Genomic DNA, 23040 nt, shown 5'->3' with positions numbered 1-23040 from the left:
AGGGTTTTGCCCGCCCGCCATCCCGATCCGGCAAGGCTCGCAAGCGGGCCGGGCCGCGTCATGGAAAACTGTATAAACATACAGTATAGTATCCCGTTGCAACCAGGCTTGCGGTGCGCCGCACAGGCTCCCGCGTTCGGCGCGGGACTGCCCGGCGCGTGACCGGGGCCGCACCGGACTGACGTGGCCGCGAGAAGGCTGCGAGACGGTTGCGAGAAGGCTGCAATAGGGCCGTGAGAGGTGGCCCACCCATTCCACTCATTCAGACGGTCGGAAAAATTGTCATCTAACGACACAGCTCAGGAATCAGGCGTCGGCGCAAGCCACGGCACCACCGGCGGCACGCACGGCAAACCCCAGGGCACCATCCGGATTCGCGGCGCGCGCCAGCACAATCTCAAGAACGTCGATCTCGACGTGCGCACCGGCGAAATGACAGTCGTCACCGGGCCGTCCGGCTCGGGCAAGTCGAGCCTCGTGTTCGACACGCTGTACGCGGAAGGCCAGCGCCGCTACGTCGAAACCTTCAGCGCCTACGCGCGGCAGTTCCTCGACCGCATGGACCGGCCGCAGGTCGATCGCGTGGACGGCGTGCCGCCCGCGATTGCGATCGACCAGACCAACCCGGTGCGCAGTTCGCGCTCCACGGTCGGCACGATGACGGAACTCAACGACCATCTGAAGCTGCTCTACGCGCGCGCGGCCGAGCTGTTCGACCGGCAGACCGCGCTGCCGGTGCGACACGACACGCCGGAGACGATCTACGCGGAACTGCTCGAACGCACCGCGCAAGACGAGCCGCGGCTCGTCGTCACGTTTCCGGTCGAGCTGCCGGAATCGGCGTCCGAGCAGGAAGTCGAGCAATGGCTGTCGGCGAGCGGCTATACGCGCGTGCAGGCGCAGCGCGAAATCGAGTCGCCCACCGGCCGGCGCAAGCTGCTCGACGTGGTGGCCGACCGCTTCCGGCTGCGCTCGGTCGACAAGGCGCGCGTGGTCGAGGCGATCGAGGCGTCGCTCAAGCGCGGCGGCGGGCGCGTCAATATCTACGTGCTGCCGGCCGCGCCGGACGAGCCGCTGGGGCAGGCCGCCGAGCCGCATATCTGGCGCTTCTCGACCGGCCTGCACAGCCCCGAAAGCGATCTGCGTTATGCGGACCCGCAGCCGGCGCTGTTCTCGTTCAACTCGGCCTATGGCGCGTGCGACGTCTGCCGCGGCTTTGGCCGCGTGATCGGCGTCGACCTCGGGCTCGTGATTCCCGACGCGCGCAAGACGCTGCGCGAAGGCGCGATCAAGCCGATGCAGACGCCCGCATGGAAGGAGTGCCAGGACGATCTGATGCGCTATGCGGCGAAGGCCGACATCCGCCGCGACACGCCATGGGGCGAGCTGACCGACGCCGAGCGCCACTGGGTCATCAACGGTTCGCCGGACTGGAACGGCAAATGGCAGAGCCACTGGTACGGCGTCAAACGCTTCTTCGAGTATCTCGAATCGAAGGCGTACAAGATGCATATCCGCGTGCTGTTGTCGAAGTACCGCAGCTACACGCCATGCGAAACCTGCGGCGGCGCGCGTCTGAAAACCGAGTCGCTGCTGTGGCGTCTCGGCAGCAAGGCGAATGCCAACGACGTGCTCGCGCCCGCGCGGCGTTTCATGCCGCACGGCGTGCACTGGTCGCGCGCCCAGCTCGAAGCGCTGCCGGGCCTGACCGTGCACGACCTCATGCTGATGCCGATCGAGCGCATCCGCCGCTTCTTCGACGACATCACCTTGCCGAGCGCGCTGCTCGACGACGCGCTGAAGCTGCTGCTCGCCGAAGTGCGCACGCGCCTGAAGTATCTGTGCGACGTCGGCCTCGGCTATCTGACGCTCGACCGGCAAAGTCGCACGCTGTCGGGTGGCGAGGTGCAGCGCATCAACCTGACCACGGCGCTCGGCACCTCGCTCACCAAGACGCTGTTCGTGCTCGACGAGCCGAGCATCGGCCTGCATCCGCGCGACCTGAACCGCATCGTCGAGGCGATGCACCGGCTGCGCGACGCGGGTAATACGCTCGTCGTGGTCGAGCATGATCCGTCGGTGATGCTCGCGGCCGACCGGCTGATCGACATGGGGCCGGGGCCGGGCGAGCGCGGCGGCTCGATCATCTTCGACGGCGCGCCGCAGGCCATCCGCTCGTCGGGCACGCTCACGGGCGAATACCTCGGCGGCCGCCGGCATGTTGCGGACGCCGCGCACTGGTCGCGCCGTCCGGTCGAGGCCGGCACGCCGCGCATCGTGCTCGAAGGCGCGCGCGAGCACAATCTGCGCGACGTCACCGTGGAGATTCCGCTGGAGCGGCTCGTTTGCGTGACGGGCGTGTCGGGCTCCGGCAAATCGACGCTGCTGCAGGACGTGCTGTATCCGGCCATGGCGCGGCATTTCGGCCTCGCCACCGAAGCGCCGGGCGCGTTCAAGGCGCTCAAGGGCGCGGACCAGGTCACCGACGTCGTGTTCGTCGACCAGTCGCCGATCGGCAAAACCGCGCGCTCGAATCCGGCCAGCTACGTCGGCGCGTTCGACGAAATTCGCAAGCTGTTCTCGAAGGCGCCGCTCGCGCAGCAGCGCGGCTACGGCCCCGGCATGTTCAGCTTCAACTCGGGCGACGGCCGCTGCCCGACCTGCGGCGGCTCGGGCTTCGAGCATATCGAAATGCAGTTCCTCTCCGACGTGTATCTGCGCTGCCCCGATTGCGACGGCCGGCGTTATCGCGCAGAACTGCTCGAAGTGAAGATCGAGCGAGGGGAGCCGGCGCGTGCGCTGAGCATTGCCGACGTGCTGGAGTTGACCGTCAGCGAGGCCGCCGCTTACTTCGCGAGAGATGCCGAAGTATTGCGCGTGCTGCAGCCGATCGTCGACGTGGGCCTCGAATACGTGAAGCTCGGCCAGCCGGTGCCCACCTTGTCGGGCGGCGAGGCGCAGCGCCTCAAGCTGGCGGGCTTTCTCGCGGAATCGGCGCAGGTGCGTAGTGCGCGCGGCGCGAAGCAGGCGCTGCCGAAGCGCCTCTTCATGTTCGACGAGCCGACCACGGGCCTGCATTTCGACGACATCGCGAAGCTGATGCAGGCGTTCGGCAAGCTGCTCGCGAGCGGCCATTCGCTGATCGTGATCGAGCACAATCTCGACGTGATCCGCGCGGCCGACTGGATCATCGACCTCGGTCCCGAAGGCGGCGACGGCGGCGGCCGCGTGCTGTGCGCGGGCACGCCGGACGAGGCCAAGGCCTGCGCGGAATCGCATACCGGCGAGGCGCTGCTGCAATACGACCGCGCGATGGACGCAATGAGCGCCGCGGGCAGCACGGCGGACGAAGCCGGTTCGCACGGCGTGCCGCTACAGAAGGCACTGAGCGCGGCGCGCGCGCGCCGGGCCGTGGAAGGCGAGGACGTGGTGCGCATCGTCAATGCGCGCGAGCACAACCTCAAGGCGCTCGACGTCGACATTCCGCACGGCAAGTTCAACGTAATCACCGGCGTGTCGGGGTCGGGCAAATCGACGCTCGCGTTCGACATCCTGTTCCATGAAGGCCAGCGGCGTTATCTCGAATCGCTCAACGCCTATGCCCGCTCGATCGTGCAGCCGGCCGGGCGGCCCGAGGTCGATGCCGTGTACGGCATTCCGCCGACCGTCGCGATCGAGCAGCGCCTCTCGCGCGGCGGGCGCAAGAGTACCGTTGCGACGACCTCGGAGGTGTGGCACTTCCTGCGTCTCCTGTATGTGAAGCTCGGCTTGCAGCACTGTGTGCACGACGGCACGCCGGTCACGTCGCAAAGCGTCGAGTCGATTGCCGCGCAGTTGCTGCGCGATCACAAGGGGCAGCACGTCGGTTTCCTTGCGCCGCTCGTCGTGAACCGCAAGGGCGTCTATACCGATCTCGCCAAGTGGGCGAAGGCGCGCGGCAATACGCATTTGCGTGTCGACGGCGAGTTCGTGCCGGTCGATCCGTGGCCGAAGCTCGACCGCTTCCGCGAGCATACGATCGAATTGCCGGTGACCGATCTCGTCGTGTCGGCCGATCACGAAGCCGAACTGCGCGCGGCGCTCGACCAGACGCTCGACATCGGCAAGGGCGTCATGCATCTGCTTGCGCCGCTCGACGGCTTGCACGATGCGATCGCCGGCGGCCGCTCCACCGCGAAGCTCGGCGACGTGAAGGTGCTGTCCACCAGGCGCGCGTGCCCGGTGTGCGGCACGAGCTACCCCGAACTCGATCCGCGCATGTTCTCGTATAACAGCAAGCATGGCTGGTGCACGAGCTGTGTCGGCACGGGCCTGTCGCTCACGCGCGAGCAGCGTGCCGCCTACGACGACACGATCGTCGTCGACGACAATCGCGGCCGCGAGCAGAGCTTGCCGTCCGAGGAGCAGGAGCCGGAAGGGCTCGCCGACGAACCGTGTCCGGATTGCGCGGGCACGCGTCTGAACCCGGTCGCGCGCGCGGTCACGTTCGACTCGCATGCGATCGTCGACGTCGCGCAATGGACCGTGTCCGACACGCGCGCGTGGATCGGCACGCTCGAAATGACGGGGCGCGACGCGGAAATCGCGCGCGACGTGGTCAGCGAAATCGGCAGCCGTCTGCAGTTTCTCGAAGAGGTCGGGCTCGGCTATCTGAGCCTCGACCGCGCGGCGCCGAGCCTGTCGGGCGGCGAAGCGCAGCGCATCCGGCTCGCCGCGCAGCTCGGCAGCAACCTGCAGGGCGTCTGCTATGTGCTCGACGAGCCGACCATCGGCCTGCATCCGCGCGACAACCAGATTCTGCTCAACGCGCTGCGCAAGCTCGGCGACAAGGGCAATACGCTCGTCGTCGTCGAGCATGACGAGGACACGATCCGGCGCGCCGATCACATCATCGATATCGGGCCGGGCGCGGGCAAGCGCGGCGGGTCGCTGATCGCGCAGGGCAGCGTCGCGGACCTGTCCGCGCAAGCCGATTCGCTGACCGGGCGTTTCCTCGCGCAGCCGATCGTGCATCCGTTGCAGCCGCGCCGCGAAGTCGTTGCGCCGGGCAAGCGCGCGGCGGCCGTGCCCGGGAGCTGGCTGACCGTGCACGGCGGCAAGCTGCACAACCTGCGCGACATCACGGTCGGCATTCCGCTTGCGCGGCTCGTCGCGGTGACGGGCGTCAGCGGCTCCGGCAAATCGACGCTCGCGCGCGATGTGCTGATGACCAATCTGCTCGACGCAGTGGGGCGTTCGGTGCTGTCGTCGCCGGCTACGCGCCGGGCGCGCGCTGCGGCCGAGCAGAAGCCCGCCGCGAACCGGCGTTCGAGCGTGCTTGCGCGCTCGGCGCCGCGCGCGCCGCTCGACGTCACGCATACGTGGCAGGGCTGCGATTCGGTCACCGGCTGGGAGAGCATCGACCGCGTGCTCGAAGTCGATCAGACGCCGATTGGCAAGACGCCGCGCTCGTGTCCCGCGACCTACATCGGCGTGTGGGACGCGATCCGCAAGCTGTTCGCGGGCACGCTCGAGGCGCGCGCGCGGGGCTATACGGCGTCGCGCTTCTCGTTCAATACCGGCGAGGGGCGTTGTCCCGCGTGCGAGGGGCAGGGCGTGCGCACGATCGGCATGAGCTTCCTGCCCGACGTGAAGGTGCCGTGCGACGTCTGTCATGGGCAGCGCTTCAATCCCGAGACGCTCGCGGTTACGTGGCGCGGCAAGAATATCGGCGACGTGCTGACGATGGAAATCGACGAAGCGGTCGAGTTCTTCGCGTCGATCACGAGCATTGGGCATCCGCTGCAACTGATGAAAGACGTCGGGCTCGGCTATCTGACGCTCGGCCAGCCGTCGCCCACCTTGTCGGGCGGCGAGGCGCAGCGCATCAAGCTCGTCACCGAGTTGAGCAAGGTACGCGACGACATCACGCGGCGCGGCCAGAAGCCGCCGCACACGCTGTACGTGCTCGACGAGCCCACGGTCGGTCTGCATATGGCCGACGTCGCGAAGCTGATCCGCGTGCTGCATCGTCTCGTCGACGGCGGGCATAGCGTCGTCGTCATCGAGCACGATCTCGACGTGATTGCCGAAGCGGACTGGATCATCGATCTGGGCCCGGAAGGCGGCGTGGGCGGCGGAACGATCGTCGCCGCGACGGACCCCGAAGGCCTGTCGCGCATTGCGGCGAGTCACACGGGCGCCGCGCTCAGGCCTGTGCTGGCGCGCACGCGAAGCGCAGCGGAACTGGCCGGCGAAGGGACGAACGGCTGATCCCGAAGCCGGGCGGGGTGGCGCGGTTCGTGGGCAGGCGGCCGGGATGGTCTCGCCCGCCCGCGGCCTAAGCCGTTTTTTGCGGCGGCGCCCCTGGTTTTTCCGGCGGTCATGCTGTGTGCGGTTGCAAGTTTCGAGGTTGCAACCGCACTTTTTCACGCGTCAACCGGCTTCTTTTGCTGCATTGCAGCTAATCATCTGATTATTAAGTATGTTAGTGTATTCATCCGTTCAGATCAGACGAAAAAGCACCATGATGTTTCAGAATTGAAACATTTCCAGGCATCTAATAAATCCGAATTGAAATGCCAATTGACGATGAGCGGATATATCAGCGATACGGCCCATTGCTCGGGCTATTAATTCCCGATTTGCGAATAAAAATGCAGATTAGACAGTCATTATCGAGTCATTTTTCGATTCATGTTTGAAACAATTTTGCACCGTTCGGTAAGAGGGCGACCGTGCGCGAATCGGCCGGCTTCGCATTATCGGCAAGTTTGTCCGAATCCGAGAAAATGCCTTGTGTAAAGGCTTTACGCCAGAATATGGGAATCCGTCACGGTGCTGCAATGCCTCGATCAGGCTGGCTGGCCGTGGCGGCGCGGCTGCGCGGCGTACTCATATCGAACGATCAATAGCGTATTTCCTCATACATTGCCTTTCATGAGGAAATTAGATTTTTCAAATTTACTATAGCGGTCTATTCCGCTAACATTACCCTAATCGTTTAAGCGGCATCGTTGCTGATTCGGGCCGTGATAATTCATTCTCTCGTTCCGTCCGGTTACGGGGCATCGGGGTCCACCACGTATGACCGTTTAGGGAAAGATCATGCCGCAAATGCACCTTGATACAACGAGAATTACATGGCTTCACACGCCGGCCTTGAATGTCCGTACTGCAGCGCGGCGAATCGGCATTCTGCTGTTCGACGGTTTCTGGCTGCTCGGGCCCGGCACCGTGGTCGAGATGTTCCAGAGCGCGAATGAACTGGCGGATACGCGCAGCGGCGAAGACCCGCCCTACGAAGTGCAGTTTCTGTCGATGGAGGGCGGCAACGTCGCGAGTTCCTCGTCGGCGCGAATCTGGACCGACCGCATCGACACGCGCTTCGGCAGCGGCTTCGACGTGCTGTTCATCGCGGGCGGCTACGGCGCGCATGCGGCCGCGCGCGACGAGCGCCTGCTCAACTGGTTGCGCGCGGTGCAGTCGCGCACGCGGGCGATCGAGACGATCGGCGAGGGCCGCCTCGTGCTCGAAGCCGCCGGGCCGACCGAGCACGACGGCATGATGGGCCGTTATCCGGCCGCCGCCGCGGGCGAAGCCGCGTTCAGCGCCGCCGACGACCGCAACGACTGCGCGCGCAGTGCGCTGATGTTCATCAAGCGCGATCTCGGCGCCGAACTCGCGCGCAGCGTCGCCGACCGCGTGATGCCCGGCATGGCCGCGACGTGGGTGCCGCTGCCGGCCGAGGGCGGCACGCTCAGCGTCGCCGAAAAAATTCGCGCGGCCGCGCGCTGGATGGAGGCGAACTGCGATCGCCCGGTGTCGGTGGCCGACGCCGCCCAGGTCGCCGCGATGAGCGAGCGCAATTTCCTGCGCCGCTTCAAGCACGAGATGCAGGTCACGCCGTCGGATTATCTGCTGCAGGTGCGGCTGCGCATTGCGTGCAACTTCCTGACCGAGACCGAATTGCCGGTCGACAAGATCGCGCGGCGCAGCGGCACCGGCAACGGCGACCGTCTCGCAAAGATTTTCCGCAAACGCATGGCGCTGTCGCCCACCGAGTATCGCGCCCGCAGCCGGGCCGCCACCGAGGCGTAACATGACTGCCTGGCGTGCCGGCGCGCACGCCCGCGACGCGGCCGCGCTTCGTCTGTCGAGCGCGGCCGCGTCTTCGCTAGCCAGCGTTTTTGCGAGCACAGTGGCGATGGGCAACAGGGTCATGTCGACGGCATTGCCGGAGGTGAAGCTCATCGAGCCGGAGGTGTTCGGCGACGAACTCGGCTTCTGCTTCGAGAGCTTCAGCGCCGACGAATTTGCGGACGACGTCGCGCAAGGTTTCAACTTCGTGCAGGACCGCCACTTGCGCGCGGTCTACCGCGTCCTGCGCGGCTTGCATTACCAGGTGCAGCGCCCGCAGGGGCGGCTGTTGCGCGTGGTGCGCGGCGAGGTATTCGACGTCGCGGTCGACGTGCGCCTCAATTCGCCGAACTTCGGCAAATGGAGCGGCGAATATCTGAGCGACGCCAACCAGCGGCAGATCTGGGTGCCGCCCGGCTTCGCGCAGGGTTTCGTCGTGCTGTCGGAGGTTGCCGAGTGCGTGTGGAAGACCACCGAGTACTGGTTTCCCGAACTCGAGCGCTGCCTGCTGTGGTCCGATCCCGACATCGGCATCAAGTGGCCGATCGACTTCAAGCCGATCCTCGGCAGCAAGGACGCCGCGGGCCGGCGTCTCTACGAGGCGGAAAACATCGCGTGAGGGGAGAACCGCAGCGCGGTTCGACGTGCCCCCCATGCACCCGCGCGCAGCGCGTAATGTGTACCGACGGCGCACCTACGGCGCACCGACGCTCAACGCAACTGCGTCACCGCCAGCAGCAGCACCATGCTGCCGATCGCGCCATCGAGCACGCGCCATGCGGTCGCGCGGCGAAACAGCGGCGCGAGCATCCGCGCACCGTAGCCGAGCGCAAGGAACCAGACCGCGCTGACCGTCATCGCGCCGATCGCGAACGCGACTCGCGCACCTTCCGGTTCGCGCGCGCCGGCCGTGCCGATCAGCAGGAAGGTGTCCAGATACACGTGCGGATTGAGCCACGTGAATGCGAGCGTCATCAGGACGATCGGCAGCGCGCCTTGGGCGGGCGTTGCGCCGTTCGCGCCGTCAGCCGCCGCGCCGTCGAGCACCGCATGGCCGGGCCGCAGCGCGCGGCGCAGCGCGCTGATGCCGAACCACGCGAGATACGCGAGCCCGACATAGAGCATCGCGTGAACGAATACCGGGTAGCGCTCCATCAGCGCGGAGGCGCCGCCGACACCCGCGCCGATCAGAATGAAATCCGACAGCGTGCACAGCAGCACGATCTTGCCGATGTGCGAGCGCATGATGCCCTGACGCAGCACGAAGGCGTTCTGCGCGCCGATCGTCACGATCAGCGAGGCGCACAGGGCAACGCCATGAGAAAAAGACAGCCAGTTCATAAACGATCCAGAAAACGAAGAGACGGAATGGACGGAAAATCCGAACCGCGCTAGTCTGCGGTTTCGCGTCTCATAAGAGAAGCTAATTTACTTAATGTCGATTAAGGAACGCTAATGCTGGACTATGCGCTGCTCGATGCGCTCGCCGCCGTGGTGCGCCACGGCTCGTTCGACCGCGCCGCGAGCGAGCTCAACATCACGCCGTCGGCGGTGTCGCAGCGGGTCAAGCTGCTCGAGGAGCGGGTCGGCAGCGTGCTCGTCAAGCGCGGCCAGCCGTGCGTGGCGACGACCTCGGGCGCGCTGCTGTGCCGTCATACCGAGCGCGTGCAACTGCTCGAAGCGGAGTTGAACGGCCGTCTGCCGGCGCAGCCCGGCGCGCTCGTCGAGGCGTGGCCGGCGCTGCGCGTGGCCGTCAACGACGATAGCGTCGGCACGTGGTTCATGGACGCGGTCGCGCCGTTCTGCGTCGAGCGCCAGATGCTGCTCGATCTCGTGATCGACGATCAGGATTACACCGCGCAGCGGATTCGCGACGGCAGCGTGCAGGGCGCGATCACGACCCAGGCCGAGCCGGTGCAAGGCTGCCGCTCGACGCGCCTCGGCCGCATGCGTTATCTCGCGGTGTGCTCGCCCGCGTTTCACGAGCGCTATTTCGCCGACGGCGTCACGCGCGAGAGCCTGCGGCGCACGCCGTGCGTCGACTTCAATCCGAAGGACCAGTTGCAGAAACGCTTCATGCGGCGCATCACGCGCGCGGACCTCGATCCGCCGCTGCACTGGATTCCGCATGTCGCCGGTTTTCTGCGTGCGTGCGTGATGAGCCTCGGCTGGGGCATGTGCCCCGAGCGGATGATCGCGGGGCATCTCGCGAGCGGCGAACTCGTCGAGATCGCGCCCGGCAAGCATATCGACGTCGACCTGTACTGGCAGAGCTGGCGTCTGTCGATCGGCTGGCTCGACGACTTCAGCGCGATGCTCAGAAAGCGCGCGGGGGAGTTTCTCGATTGATGCGGGGTGCCCGGCCGGTTCGGCGTGACTGAAACGATGTCGCCGGGCCGCCGTCGCTGAACCGACATTAGCGAACCGACATTACCGGGCCGCCGGCTCCCCGCCATCGCCGAGCGGCGCATCGCCGCCGTCGTCATGATCGGACGCCGTGGTGTCGCGCGTTTCGGGCATCGCCGCCCACACGAGGAACACCGCCAGCGCGCCCGCCGCCGCGAGGCAGAAGAAGCTCACCGCGTTGCCGAAATGATCGGCGACGAAGCCCGCGGCCGTCGTGCTCAGCGTCGCGCCGATGCCGGCCGCGAGCCCGAAGAGACCGATACAGAGGTTGTAGCGGCCCTTGTCGCCGGCGACGTCGGCGGCGATCAGCGGCAGCATCACGCCGAATACGGCGGCGCTCAAACCGTCGAGCACCTGCACCGGCACGAGTAGATACGGACTGCTGATGCCCGCGAACAGCAGCGCGCGGATCGGCAGCGCCGAGAAGCCGAGCAGCAGGATCGGCCGGCGTCCCCAGCGTTCGGCCGAGCGCCCGACCCACGGCGACATCATCGCGACGATCGCCTGCGGCACGATGATGCAGGCCGCGATCACGAGCTGCACGTTGTCGCCCATGCCGGCCGTCACCTCGCCGGCGGCGAGGTTCAGCATCGCCGCATTCGACAGATGGAACAGCACGATGCACGCTGCGAACAGCAGCATGCGCCGGTCGCGCAGCAGCGCGCGCAGGCTATCGCGGCGTGCGAGCTGCTGCGGCGTCGGCGCGGCTTGAGGCAGTTCGATCGTATCGGTGCGCTGGATCATCGAGAGCGCGAGCAGCGCCGGCAGCGCGAGCCCGGCGGTCAGCCAGAACACCGCGCGCGGCGAATAGTACTCGCCGAACAGGCCCATCAGGCCGGCTGCGACCGCGCTGCCGATCGACGCCCAGCGCGCGTTGCGCCCGAGCCGGTCGCCGAGATTCGCGCGGCCCACGAGCGCGAACGAGATCGCCGCGAGCGCCGGCGTCAGCATGCAGCTCGCGAAGCCGTGGAACACTTCGGCGGCGATCACCGGCAGCACGGTCGGGCTGACCGCGAGCAGCACCGCGCTCAGGATGATCGCGAAGATCGCCCAGGCGGCGGCGGCCTTCTTGTTGCGCAGCGCGTCGACTGCGGCGCCGCCCGGCACCTGGCTCACCATCGCGCTGATGGTTCCGACCGACAGCACCATGCCGATTTCGCCCTGGGTCCACTTATGCGACGCGAGATACGAGGCGATGAACGGCCCGAAGCCCGTCTGCACGTTGGCGACGAAAAAGTTGAGCCAATCGAGCGCGCGCAGACTGCGCGCCGTGACCAGAGTGCGGCCGGTCATCGGACCGCCCGCGCGCTGGAAACCGCCACCGCTCCTGACGCGGCGGCGGGCGCGCCCGGTCCGCTGATTCCGGCCGGCCGGCTCGCGACCGGGGGCGCTGCCGGCGCGGCGGGCGGCGGCGCCGGCGATACCGCGCGGATCGGCTTGTCGCTCGCATACGGCGGCGTCGCGTTGATCTGCGCATCGCTCAGATCGAGTTCCGGCCGCAGTTCCTTGTCGTGCGTGACGAAGCGCAGCGCCGACCAGTTCGCGGCGATCGTGCGACGGTCGGCGCTGACCATCCCGCTCACGTCGAGCACGACCGCCTGAGGCTGGGCGTTGGCGTCGATCAGCACGTCGACCACGCGGCCGACCTTCGCGCCGTTCGCGCGCTCGACGGTCGCGTCGAGCAGCGGTAGTTGCGGCGCGCTGGGCTTGCCGACCGTCACGGTGCTCGGCGCGGCCGTCGGGTTCAGCGTGATCGGCGGACCCTTGGCGGTCGGCGTGAAGTGGAACGCGCCCCACGGGAAGTTGACCTTGCGGTCGCCGACGCCGAGAAAGCCCTGCAGATTGACGACCATCTCGCGCGGCTTGCCGGCGGCGTCGGCGATCAGGTCGACCGCGCGGCCGACCACCTTGCCGTCGGGCTTCTGCACCTTGCTGTCGAGCAGCGCGCGCGCGTCGCTGCGCTCGATGGTGCGCAGCACGATCAGCGGCGGCGGCGCGGGCGGCGGCGGCGCGGGCTGCACGACGGGCGGCGGCGGTTCGACCTTGTGCGGCCGCACGACCGGCCTCTTCGGCTTTTTCGGCTGCTCGGGGCCTTCGGGCACCTCGGGCTCGACCGGCTCGGGCGCGGAGGCCTCGACCGGCGCGCTCGCGGGTTCGACCGGCATCACGGTCGCATCGACGATCGGTGCCTGCTGCGTCCCCCACAGCAGGCTGCCGCAGCCCGACAGCGCGGCGAGCGCGAGCAGCGAGAACACGGCGATGAGCGAGCGGAGCGGGCGGAATGAACGAAGAAGCGAACGAAGAAGCGAACGAAGCGAACCAGGCCGCTCGGGCGAGTGAATCGGCAGACGCCAGGCACGCGAGGCAGGGCGCGGAAAACCGCCAGTCATCAGGAAAAACTCCATGGGCCAGTGCGGACGGGCGCGATAAGCCGCCGCGGTTGGGACAGGTACGGGCCAGAGTTTAACCTGTGCGGCCGCGCCGGCCGCTTTCCGGGGACCGGGCGCGGGCGTCCGCGGGCCGTCGCGCGGCGTTTCGACGCATGCGGCGTGCCGCGCGAACCCAGCGGATTCGGGGGGCCGGGCCGTAGGTGTAAACGCGCGGCGCCCGCGTACGAGCCGCCGTCGCGTCAAAGATATAAGCCGCGCGACATGTCCGGCATGCCATTCATGCGATTGGACACATATTTGTCTTCGCCTACATTGCGAGACAGAAAAAGCGTCACCCCATTAAATCAATCCACGAGACGAACCTGATGATGGCTGCGGCAAGCGGCCGTTTCAGCGCGCTGATAAAGGAGGCACTCACCATGATGGAACCCCAGGCTCTCGCGAATCCCGAAGTCGCGAGCGAATCGTTCGACGCCGAATCGTTCGGCGCAAAGGGCTTTCTCGACCGCTATTTCGAAATCTCCGCGCGCGGCAGTTCGCAGCGCCAGGAGATCGTTGCGGGCATCACGACCTTCCTCGCGATGGTCTATTCCGTGTTCGTCGTGCCGGGCATGTTCGGCAAGGCGGGCTTCGACACCAGCGCGGTGTTCGTCGCCGTCTGTTTGACGACGGCATTCGGCTCGCTCTTGATGGGCGTGTGGGCGCGCCTGCCGATCGCGATCGGCTGCGCGATCTCGCTGACCGCGTTCACCGCATTCGGCCTCGTGCTCGGCAAGGGCCTGCATCCGACCGTCGCGCTCGGCGCGGTGTTCCTGATGGGCGTCGTGTTTACCGCGATCTCGGTGACGGGCGTGCGCTCGTGGATTCTGCGCAACCTGCCGACCGGCATCGCGCACGGCACCGGCATCGGCATCGGGCTCTTTCTGCTCCTGATCGCCGCGAACGACGTTGGGCTCGTCGTCAAGAATCCGGGCGCCGGCTTGCCGGTGTCGCTTGGGCATATCACGGCGTTGCCCGCGCTGATGTCGGTGGTGGGGCTCGCGGCGATTTTCGGGCTCGTGCGGCGGCGCGTGCCCGGCTCGATCCTGATCGTGATCGTTGCGATTTCGGCGCTCGGGCTCGCGATCGATCCGGCCGTCGCGTTTCACGGCGTGTTCGCGGTGCCGTCGCTGAGCGCGCCGGGCCATGCCTCGCTGATCGGCGCGATGGACGTGAAGGGCGCGCTGTCGATGGCGGTGCTGCCGAGCGTGCTCGCGCTCGTGATGACCGCCGTGTTCGACGCGACCGGCACGATCCGCGCGGTCGCGGGCCAGGCCGGGCAGCTCGACGCGAACGGCCGGATCATCAACGGCGGCCGCGCGCTGACCGCCGATTCGCTCAGCTCGATTTTCTCGGGCCTGCTCGGCGGCGCGCCGGCGGCTGCGTATATCGAGTCGACGGTCGGCGTGGCGGCGGGCGCGAAGACCGGCATGGCGGCGGCGGTGGTCGGCCTGCTGTTTCTGGTCGTGATGTTCTTCTCGCCGCTCGCGGGTCTGGTGCCTTCGTATGCGACGGCGCCCGCGCTGATGTACGTGGGTCTGCTGATGCTGTCGAACGTGAGCAAGCTGCATATGGATGACATGGTCGACGCGATGGCCGGGCTCGTGTGCGCGGTGTTCATCGTGCTGACCGCGAATATCGTGACCGGCATCATGCTCGGCTTCGCGACGCTCGTGATCGGACGTGTCGTGAGCGGCGAATATCGCAAGCTCAATATCGGCACGGTGGTGATCGCGGTCGTGCTGGTCGGGTTCTATCTGGGCGGCTGGGCGATCTGAGTTGCGTTGCAGGGAGTCGTTGTTTTTCAACGGCTGTTTTCACCAGCAGTTCTTCACCGGCTGTTCTCCACCCGCTGTTTTCCACTTTCACGCGGTACGTCGCGGTTCGATGCTTTGAGCCGCGGCGTACCGCGTGTCTTTTTCGCTCGCATTCCTTGCCGCACATGGCATGCCGTGCGAGTGCGCCGACCTGTCCTTGACTTTCGCGCTAGCGTTTCTAAACCATAAGTTCATGGTCAGGGCCCGCATCGCGCGGGAAAGGAGACGCAAATGGAACCGCAACACCGTATCGGCACGCGAGACGAGTGGCTGGCCGCGAGCCGCGCGCTGCTCGCCGAGGAAAAAGCGCATATGCGCGCCGGCGACGAACTCGCGCGCAAGCGTCGCGCGTTGCCGTGGGTCAAGGTCGACCAGACCTATACGTTCGACACGCCGCAAGGGCGCCGGACACTCGCGGAGCTATTCGACGGCCGCAGCCAGCTGATCGTCTATCACTTCATGCTGGGCGAGGATTGGGAAGAGGGCTGCGTCGGCTGCTCGTTCCTCTCGGATCATATGACCGGCATCGTCACGCATCTCGAACATCACGACGTGAGCTACGTGACGGTGTCGCACGCGCCGCTCGCGAAAATCGAGGCGTTCAGGCGGCGCATGGGCTGGACGTTTCCGTGGGTATCGTCGAACGGCAGCGAGTTCAATTTCGACTACCACGTGTCGTTCACGCCCGAGCAGCTGGCGAGCAGGAAGGCGTTCTACAACTTCGTCGAGCAGGACGTCGGCATCGACGAGCAACACGGCCATAGCGTGTTCTACAAGGACGAAAACGGCGACGTGTATCACACGTACTCATGCTACGGACGCGGCGACGAGCGTTTCGTCGGCGTCTACGCGCATCTCGACATCGCACCGAAAGGCCGCAACGAGGCGAGCAATCTGACCGACTGGGTCAGGCATCACGATCGCTACGAGGACAAGGCGGGCGGCGCGTGTCTCGCGTGTGGTTCGTGAGCGATGCGATGAGGTGAGGCGCGGCTGCTGCGTGGCCTGTGCGTTGGCGTTGCGAAAAAGCGGCTGGAGATGGGCGTGTACGCGGCCGCTGTGCCGCGCGTGCCACCGATGCGTCAGTGCAGTATCGACGCGCTATCGGCGACGTTATAACGCCATGTCGAAAGCGGGCTTGAGGAACAGCTCCATTGCCATCACGGCGAGGCTCATCGCGGCAGCGGCGAGGGTCAAGACGCCGTATTCGTCGTAGCGCGCATCGTAGAGACATGCGATAACGAACAGAATCGCCAGCAGGTTGGTCAGCCAGTCGAAATTCAGCGCGAGGGTCATCGATTGGGTCCGGGCTCGTGTGCGATGCGGACGGTCGAATCGCACGGTCAAATCGAGCGCGATTCTATCGAAACGAGCTTACGGATTCGCAACGGCTGCGCTTACACAGATTACGGGGCGCCACGCCCGGCGCGGCGCCCCGTCCGGCGTCCGGTTACGCCGCCATCATGTCGTGCTCGATCCACTCGATCACCGAGGTGCGGCGCGGCTGCCAGCCGAGCAGCGTGCGCGCGCGCCCGCCGCGTACGCGGCTGTTCGAGCCGAGGCCGTACGACGCCATTTCGTAGCCCCATTCCTGCTTCGCGTCTTCGAGCGGCCAGTCCTGCGGCGCGCCGAGCTTCATCGCGCGCGCGATCGCGGCGCTCATGTCGCGGAACGACGCTTCGCCGCTTTCGACGAAATAGAACGTGCCGGCCGGCGTCTTGTCGAGCGCGAGGCGATACAGCTCGGCGACGTCGTCGATATGCACGTTCGACCAGACGTTGCCGCCGCTGCCCACGTGCCGCACCACGCCGCTCTTCTGCGCCTGGCGCACGAGCCGCGGCAGCTGCACGCTGGCGCTGCCGGCCACCGCGCCGTGGCCGTAGATCAGCGTGTTGCACAGCACGGCCGAGCGGATGTTGCGCTGTGCCGCGTCGAGCACGAGCCGGTCGATCGCGACGCGCGGGGCCTTGTCGGCGGTCGGCGTGGGCAGCGCGTCTTCGTGATAGACGCTAGCTTCACCGGCTTCGCCGCCCGAGGCATCGCCGACGATGCTCGAACCGCTCGTATGCAGGAACACCTTGCCGGAGCCGGCGAGCCCGTCGATCAGCGCGCGCACCGCGCCTTCGTGGTCGCTGCTCGCGGTGTTGATGACGGCGTCGGCCGCTTGCGCTTCGGCGCTCAGCAACGCGCTGTTGTCGAGCGTGCCGATGACGGGCTCGATGCCGAGCCGCTGCAACTCCGCGCTCTGTTCGGGATTGCGGATCAGACCGCGCACGTGATGGCCGGCGCGCACCAGATGCGCCGCGATCGAGCCGCCGATAAAACCGCTTGCGCCTGTAACGAAAATCTTCAAGACATTCTCCTTGATGCAATGACGGGGACAGGCACGCAGTATCGCCCGCATCGATTTTCGCAAAAAGCGTGTTAGTCTCAAATCAATCTTGATTTCGAGTCAATAATGAAAACGTCCACCGACGAATTGCTCGTGTTCGTCACCGTGATCGACTGCGGCTCGATCACGGCGGCGGCCGAGAAGCTGGGGCAGACTGTCTCCGGCGTGAGCCGCGCGCTCACGCGCCTCGAACAGAAGCTCGATACCGCGCTCGTGCGGCGCACGACGCGCCGCCTGCATTTGACCGAAGAGGGCGAGGCATTTCTGCGGCGCGCCCGCGCGATTCTCGACGCGCTCGAAGAAGCCGAGGAGTCGGTCGCGCGCGGCCGCGAGCGGCCGTCGGGGCGCTTGCGCGTCGATGCGGCGTCGCCGTTCATGCTTCATTGCATCGCGCCGCATATGACGGCGTTTTCTGCGCTGTACCCGGAGATCCGGCTCGAACTGACGAGCAACGAGCGCATCGTCGATCTGCTCGAACAGAAGGTCGACATCGCGATCCGCATCGGCGCATTGCAGGACTCGACGCTGCATGCGCGCGCGCTCGGCAGCAGCAAACTGCGCGTGCTCGCGAGCCCGGCGTATCTCGCCGAATACGGCGAACCGGCCACGCTCGACGCGTTGCGCGCGCATCGGCTGATCGGCTTTACCGCGCCCGAGCACCTGAACCGCTGGCCGCTGCGCGAGGGCGGCAAGGGGCGCAAGCGCGGCCAGGCTCACGACGACGCGGCGCCACGGCTGAAGATCGAGCCGTCGATCACCGCGTCGAGCGGCGAGACGCTGCGGCAACTGGCGCTGTCGGGCTGGGGCATCGCCTGTCTCGCCGATTTCATGACCGCCGCCGACGTGCGCGAGAACCGCCTCGTGCCGATTCTCGGCAACCTGCTCGTCGACGAGCGGCAGCCGGTGAACGCGGTGTACTACCAGAGCGCGTCGCTCGCGGAGCGCGTGCAGTGCTTTCTGGATTTCATGGCGGGCAAGGTGAGGCTGTAGCGGGGCGCGAATCATGGAAATCCCCAGGCGGGAAAGCTTGAAAAAGAAGTTGTATATACAAGTTCGCCGAGCTAGACTTATTTGAACTTGTATAGACAGGACTACACCACCATGATGCTGAAGCCCGGCCACCTGACTCTCCCGCAACTGCGCCGGATCGCCCGCGAGCCGGTCACGCTGCAACTCGATCCCGCGAGCCACGCCGCCATCGACGCCTGCGCGCAGGCCGTCGCCGACATCACCGCGAAGGGCGAGCCGGCCTACGGCATCAACACCGGTTTCGGCCGCCTCGCCAGCACGCATATCCCGCGCGAACAACTCGAACTGCTGCAACGCAATCTGGTACTGTCGCATGCGGTCGGCGTCGGCGAGCCGATGTCGCGCCCGGTCGTGCGCCTGTTGATGGCGCTGAAGCTGTCGAGCCTCGGCCGCGGCCACTCGGGCATTCGCCGCGAAGTCATGGAAGCGCTGCTCGCGCTGTTCAACGCCGACGTGCTGCCGGTGATTCCGGTCAAGGGCTCGGTCGGCGCATCGGGCGACCTCGCGCCGCTCGCGCATATGTCGGCGGTGCTGCTCGGCGTCGGCGAAGTGTTCGCGAAGGGCGAGCGCCTGCCGGCCACCGAAGGTCTTGCGCTCGTCGGCCTGAAGCCGCTCACGCTGCAGGCGAAGGAAGGCCTCGCGCTACTCAACGGCACGCAGGCGTCGGCCGCGCTCGCGCTCTACAACCTGTTCGCGATCGAAGACCTCTACCGCACGGCGCTCGTGGCCGGCGCGCTGTCGGTGGATGCGGCGATGGGCTCGGTCAAGCCGTTCGATGCGCGCATTCACGAACTGCGCGGCCATCACGGCCAGATCGACGCGGCGGCGGCTTACCGGTCGCTGCTGCAAGGCTCGGGCATCAACGTCTCGCACGCCGACTGCGACAAGGTGCAGGACCCGTACAGCCTGCGCTGCCAGCCGCAGGTGATGGGCGCCTGTCTCGACCAGATGCGCCAGGCTGCCGCAACGCTGCTGACCGAAGCGAACGCGGTCTCCGACAACCCGCTGATTTTCCCGGACACCGGCGAAGTGCTGTCGGGCGGCAATTTTCACGCCGAACCGGTCGCGTTCGCGGCCGATAATCTCGCGCTGGCCGCTGCGGAAATCGGCGCGCTCGCCGAGCGCCGCATCGCCTTGCTGATCGACGCGACGCTGTCGGGCCTGCCGCCGTTCCTCGTGAAAGACGGCGGCGTGAACTCGGGCTTCATGATCGCGCACGTCACGGCCGCTGCGCTCGCCTCGGAAAACAAGACGCTCGCGCATCCGGCCTCGGTCGATTCGCTGCCGACGTCCGCGAACCAGGAAGACCATGTGTCGATGGCGACGTTCGCGGCGCGCAAGCTCGGCGACATCGCCGACAACACCGCCAACATTCTCTCGATCGAACTGCTGGCCGCGGCGCAAGGCGTCGATCTGCGCGCGCCGCACCGCACCAGCCCGAGTTTGCAGAAAGTGATGGACGTGGTGCGCAAGAACGTGCCGCACTACGAACTCGATCACTACTTCGCGCCGGACATCGCGGCCGTCACGAAGCTCGTGCAGGACGGCACGATCGCCAAGCTGAGCCCGTTCTCGTTCGTCTCCGAGCAGTAAGCCAACCCGGTAGGCCAACCCGGCCGTCACCGCTACTATCCGGCACGCGGATCACGCCAATGAACGCACCCGCTTATCAGGGCATCAAGGACTTCATCCTCGCGCGCATTCATGCGGGCGAATGGGCCGAAGGCGACCAGGTGCCGTCCGAAAACGAACTGGCGCGCGAGTTCAACGTCGCGCGCATGACGGTCAACCGCGCATTGCGCGAGTTGACCTCGGAGCAGGTGCTCACGCGCGTGCAAGGTTCGGGCACGTTCGTCGCCCGTCCCAAGTACGAATCGACGCTGGTCGCGATCCGCAGCATCTCCGATGAAATCGTCGCGCGCGGCCATCGCTATCACGCCCGGGTGCTCGACATCGGCGCGAGCATCGCCGATGCGGAGCTTGCCGACGAAATGCAGGTGAGCGCGGGCAGCCCCGTGTTTCATTCGCGCCTGCTGCATTTCGAAAACGACGAGCCGGTGCAGCTCGAAGCGCGCTGGGTCAATCCGGCCGTCGCGCCCGAGTATGCGTTGCAGGACTTCACGAACACGACGCCGAACCAGTATCTCGTGCGCGTCGCGCCGCTGCAGCGGGTCGAGTACCGCATCGAGGCGCTGGCGGCCGACGACGGCACGCGCCAGTTGCTGAACATGGATGAACGCGAGCCGTGCCTCGTGCTGCATCGTCGTACGTGGTCGCAAAGCCAGGTCGCCTCGATCGCCAATCTGTGGCATCCGGGCAGCCGCTACCGCTTTACCGGGCATTTCTGATCCGATTGCGTTTTTTTACCATCGCCGAATTCGTTATCGAACAGCTTCAAGCATCCGAGGGACATCATGAACAATCCGAAGCATATCGATCCGCGTCTCGACCCGACCCGCACGATCCGCGCACCGCGCGGCGCGGAAAAGACCTGCAAGACGTGGATCGCGGAAGCCGCGTACCGGATGATCCAGAACAATCTGGACCCCGAAGTCGCCGAGCATCCGCACGCGCTCGTCGTGTACGGCGGCATCGGCCGCGCCGCGCGCAACTGGGATTGCTTCGACCAGATTCTCGCGTCGCTGAAGGACCTGAACGAAGACGAAACGCTGCTGATTCAATCGGGCAAGCCGGTCGGCGTGTTCCGCACGCATGCCGACGCGCCGCGCGTGCTGCTCGCGAACTCGAACCTCGTGCCGCACTGGGCGACGTGGGAACACTTCCACGAACTCGACCGCAAGGGTTTGATGATGTACGGCCAGATGACCGCAGGCAGCTGGATCTACATCGGCAGCCAGGGCATCGTGCAGGGCACCTACGAGACCTTCTTCGCGGTCGCGAACCAGCACTTCAACGGCGCCCCGCAAGGCCGCTGGATTCTCACTGGCGGTCTCGGCGGCATGGGCGGCGCGCAGCCGCTCGCGGCAACGATGGCGGGCTTCTCGATGATCGCGGTCGAATGCGACGAGACGCGCATCGACTTCCGTCTGAAGACGCGCTACGTCGACAGGAAAGCGAAGACGCTCGACGAAGCGCTCGCCATGCTAGACGAAGCGAAGCGGAGCGGCACGCCGGTATCGGTCGGGCTGCTCGGCAATGCGGCCGACGTGTTCGCCGAGTGCGTCGCGCGCGGCATCACGCCGGACTGCGTGACCGATCAAACCAGCGCGCACGATCCGATTCACGGCTATCTGCCGCAGGGCTGGACCGTCGAGGACTGGCGCGAGCGTCAGAAGACCGCGCCCGAGAGTATCGTCACGCCGGCCAAGCAGTCGATGGCGAAGCAGGTGCAGGCGATGCTGACGCTGGAGGAACGCGGCGCGGCGACGCTCGACTACGGCAACAACATCCGCCAGATGGCGCTCGAAATGGGCGTCGACAACGCCTTCGATTTTCCGGGCTTCGTGCCGGCGTATATCCGCCCGCTGTTCTGCGAGGGCAAGGGCCCGTTCCGCTGGGTCGCGCTGTCGGGCGATCCGGAAGACATCTACAAGACCGATGCGAAGGTCAAGGAGCTGATTCCCGACGACCCGCATCTGCATAACTGGCTCGACATGGCGCGTGAACGCATCGCGTTTCAGGGGCTGCCGGCGCGGATCTGCTGGGTCGGCGTGAAGGATCGATATCGGCTCGGCCAGGCGTTCAACGAAATGGTCCGCAACGGCGAACTGAAGGCACCGATCGTGATCGGCCGCGATCACCTCGACACCGGTTCGGTGGCGAGCCCGAACCGCGAAACCGAATCGATGAAGGACGGCTCGGACGCGGTCAGCGACTGGCCGCTGCTCAACGCGCTGCTCAATACGGCGGGCGGGGCGTCGTGGGTCTCGCTGCATCATGGCGGCGGCGTCGGCATGGGCTTCTCGCAGCACGCGGGCGTCGTGATCGTCGCGGACGGCACCGATGCCGCGCACCAGCGCCTCGGCCGCGTGCTGTTCAACGATCCGGCCACCGGCGTGATGCGTCACGCGGATGCGGGCTATGAACTCGCGCAGCAGACCGCGCGCGAGGCGGGCCTCGATCTGCCGATGCTCGGCCGCTGACATGACCGTGGCCCATGGTGCGGGCGGCACGGCACGCGTTACGCTGATTCGCGGCGCCGACCTCGTGGCGGCGCCGTGGAAAAACGGCGGCGGCATGACGCGCGAGGTGGCCGCGTTTCCGTCGCGCAGCAGCGGACAGCGCGAGGCGCCGGGCGATTTCGTGTGGCGTGTGAGCGTCGCCGAGGTCGCGCAGGCCGGGCCGTTTTCGCGCTTCGAGGGCGTGGACCGCACGCTCGTGCTGTTGTCGGGCGCGGGCATGTTGCTCGACGAACTGGATGATGCAGAGGTCGTGAAGTCGCATGCATTGAAGCAGCCGCTCGACGTCGCGCGTTTCGACGGCGAGGCGCGTATCGAGGCGCGGCTTGTCGATGGCGCGACGCGCGACTTCAACCTCATGGTGCGGCGCGACCTCGCGCTGGGCGTGCTCGACGTGTGGCGATGCGAGGCGAAGCGGGCTGTGTCGCACATGATCGAGGGCGACGTGGTGCTGCTCTATTGCACAAGCGGGTCGGTGGCGCTGGGGCTCGCAAGCGGGGTGGAAGCAGAAGCGGAAAGAGAAGTGACGCAACTGCAACTCGAAACAGGAGACACGCTGCGCATCGACATACCGAGGGCGCTGACCTGCACGCTCGAAGGCACGGGCGCCGTGCTCGCGATTAGCATCCGCTATACGCGGCGGTGATCGCGCACTGACTTCAACTCGCCTGCAGGCACAGGGATGGCAGGGCGGGCTCAGACGAGCCGAC

Annotated in this window: 16 protein-coding genes; 11 read left to right on the top strand and 5 right to left on the bottom strand. The window is 66.6% G+C overall.

All coding sequences use genetic code 11. The features are described from left to right. Positions 1–366 precede the first annotated feature (366 nt). From uvrA to rfbC, 3 genes are all read left to right on the top strand, one after another. Positions 367–6252: an excinuclease ABC subunit UvrA gene (uvrA, locus tag F3J19_RS10250; RefSeq protein ID WP_167040480.1), complete on the top strand. Its 5886-nt coding sequence runs from the start codon at positions 367–369 to the stop codon at positions 6250–6252. 834 nt (positions 6253–7086) lie between these two features. Then, a complete protein-coding gene (locus tag F3J19_RS10245) occupies positions 7087–8079 on the top strand; it encodes a helix-turn-helix domain-containing protein (RefSeq protein WP_167040353.1) in 993 nt (330 codons plus the stop codon). Positions 8080–8185: 106 nt separating this feature from the next. Continuing rightward, on the top strand, positions 8186–8737 hold the full coding sequence (gene rfbC / locus F3J19_RS10240; RefSeq protein ID WP_167040478.1) for a dTDP-4-dehydrorhamnose 3,5-epimerase: 552 nt from the start codon (positions 8186–8188) through the stop codon (positions 8735–8737). A 92-nt stretch (positions 8738–8829) separates the two neighbouring features. On the opposite strand, the gene F3J19_RS10235 is transcribed toward rfbC, so the two are convergent. Further along, on the bottom strand, positions 8830–9459 hold the full coding sequence (locus F3J19_RS10235; protein WP_167040351.1) for a LysE/ArgO family amino acid transporter: 630 nt from the start codon (positions 9457–9459) through the stop codon (positions 8830–8832). A 114-nt stretch (positions 9460–9573) separates the two neighbouring features. Here F3J19_RS10235 and F3J19_RS10230 point away from each other — a divergent pair, with 114 nt between their 5' ends. After that, positions 9574–10467, top strand: coding sequence for a LysR family transcriptional regulator ArgP (locus tag F3J19_RS10230; protein WP_167040349.1), 894 nt, complete (start codon positions 9574–9576; stop codon positions 10465–10467). Positions 10468–10548: 81 nt separating this feature from the next. On the opposite strand, the gene F3J19_RS10225 is transcribed toward F3J19_RS10230, so the two are convergent. Beyond that, a complete protein-coding gene (locus F3J19_RS10225; protein WP_167040347.1) occupies positions 10549–11817 on the bottom strand; it encodes an MFS transporter in 1269 nt (422 codons plus the stop codon). Further along, the gene (locus F3J19_RS10220; protein WP_167040345.1) at positions 11814–12914 is read right to left on the bottom strand and encodes a PRC-barrel domain-containing protein; all 1101 of its coding nucleotides are present in this window, start codon (positions 12912–12914) and stop codon (positions 11814–11816) included. The genes F3J19_RS10225 and F3J19_RS10220 overlap by 4 nt, the downstream gene beginning before the upstream one ends. A 422-nt stretch (positions 12915–13336) precedes the next feature. Here F3J19_RS10220 and F3J19_RS10215 point away from each other — a divergent pair, with 422 nt between their 5' ends. Further along, positions 13337–14731 carry an NCS2 family permease gene (locus F3J19_RS10215; protein WP_205192734.1) on the top strand — a complete coding sequence of 465 codons (1395 nt, stop codon included), beginning with the start codon at positions 13337–13339 and terminating at the stop codon, positions 14729–14731. A 270-nt stretch (positions 14732–15001) separates the two neighbouring features. Beyond that, a complete protein-coding gene (locus tag F3J19_RS10210; RefSeq protein WP_167040341.1) occupies positions 15002–15739 on the top strand; it encodes a thioredoxin family protein in 738 nt (245 codons plus the stop codon). A gap of 144 nt (positions 15740–15883) precedes the next feature. Here F3J19_RS10210 and F3J19_RS10205 read toward each other — a convergent pair whose 3' ends face one another. Both F3J19_RS10205 and F3J19_RS10200 read right to left on the bottom strand, forming a co-directional pair. Next, on the bottom strand, positions 15884–16066 hold the full coding sequence (locus tag F3J19_RS10205) for a hypothetical protein (protein ID WP_167040339.1): 183 nt from the start codon (positions 16064–16066) through the stop codon (positions 15884–15886). 154 nt (positions 16067–16220) lie between these two features. After that, on the bottom strand, positions 16221–17123 hold the full coding sequence (locus F3J19_RS10200) for an NAD-dependent epimerase/dehydratase family protein (protein WP_167040337.1): 903 nt from the start codon (positions 17121–17123) through the stop codon (positions 16221–16223). A 105-nt stretch (positions 17124–17228) separates the two neighbouring features. Between F3J19_RS10200 and F3J19_RS10195 the strand changes: the two genes are divergently transcribed. From F3J19_RS10195 to F3J19_RS10175, 5 genes are all read left to right on the top strand, one after another. Further along, positions 17229–18152, top strand: a complete 924-nt coding sequence (locus F3J19_RS10195) for a LysR family transcriptional regulator (protein ID WP_167040336.1) — start codon at positions 17229–17231, stop codon at positions 18150–18152. Between the two features lie 111 nt (positions 18153–18263). Beyond that, positions 18264–19784 carry a histidine ammonia-lyase gene (hutH, locus tag F3J19_RS10190; RefSeq protein WP_167040334.1) on the top strand — a complete coding sequence of 507 codons (1521 nt, stop codon included), beginning with the start codon at positions 18264–18266 and terminating at the stop codon, positions 19782–19784. Positions 19785–19843: 59 nt separating this feature from the next. Next, entirely contained in the window at positions 19844–20539 is a 696-nt protein-coding gene (gene hutC, locus F3J19_RS10185) for a histidine utilization repressor (RefSeq protein ID WP_167040332.1), read from the top strand. 66 nt (positions 20540–20605) lie between these two features. Beyond that, positions 20606–22294 carry a urocanate hydratase gene (gene hutU / locus F3J19_RS10180; protein ID WP_167040330.1) on the top strand — a complete coding sequence of 563 codons (1689 nt, stop codon included), beginning with the start codon at positions 20606–20608 and terminating at the stop codon, positions 22292–22294. Position 22295: 1 nt separating this feature from the next. Then, a complete protein-coding gene (locus F3J19_RS10175; RefSeq protein ID WP_167040328.1) occupies positions 22296–22976 on the top strand; it encodes a HutD family protein in 681 nt (226 codons plus the stop codon). The last annotated feature ends 64 nt before the right edge of the window (positions 22977–23040 follow it).

This window comes from Burkholderia sp. Ax-1724 (assembly GCF_011752995.1).
In the GTDB taxonomy this organism is placed as follows: domain Bacteria; phylum Pseudomonadota; class Gammaproteobacteria; order Burkholderiales; family Burkholderiaceae; genus Paraburkholderia.
Note: the sequence above shows the minus strand (reverse complement) of the source record. Positions and strands in the feature narration are given on the sequence as shown.